The sequence below is a fragment of the Pantoea sp. SIMBA_079 genome (assembly GCF_046940275.1).
Classification (GTDB): Bacteria; Pseudomonadota; Gammaproteobacteria; order Enterobacterales; family Enterobacteriaceae; genus Pantoea; species Pantoea borealis.
Genome location: NZ_JAWRYR010000158.1, coordinates 1 through 301, shown reverse-complemented (window position 1 = coordinate 301; position 301 = coordinate 1). Strand labels below are relative to the sequence as shown.

Below are 301 nucleotides of genomic sequence, written 5' to 3'. Positions count from 1 at the left end.
GAATGCCGGTGTAAGTAGCGAAAAGACAAGTGAGAATCTTGTCCACCGAAAGCCTAAGGTTTCCTGGGGAAGGCTCGTCCTCCCAGGGTTAGTCGGGACCTAAGCTGAGGCCGAAAGGCGTAGGCGATGGACAACAGGTTGATATTCCTGTACCACCTCTTTATCGTTTGAGCAATGGAGGGACGCAGAAGGATAGAAGAGGCGTGCGATTGGTTGTGCACGTCCAAGCAGTTAGGCTGATAAGTAGGCAAATCCGCTTATCGTGAAGGCTGAGCTGTGATGGGGAAGCTCCTTATGGAGC

General features: G+C 52.2%; 1 rRNA gene. It reads left to right on the top strand.

Going from position 1 to position 301, the window contains the following annotated elements:
* Positions 1-301, top strand: a 23S ribosomal RNA gene (locus SB719_RS19545); the annotation flags it as partial.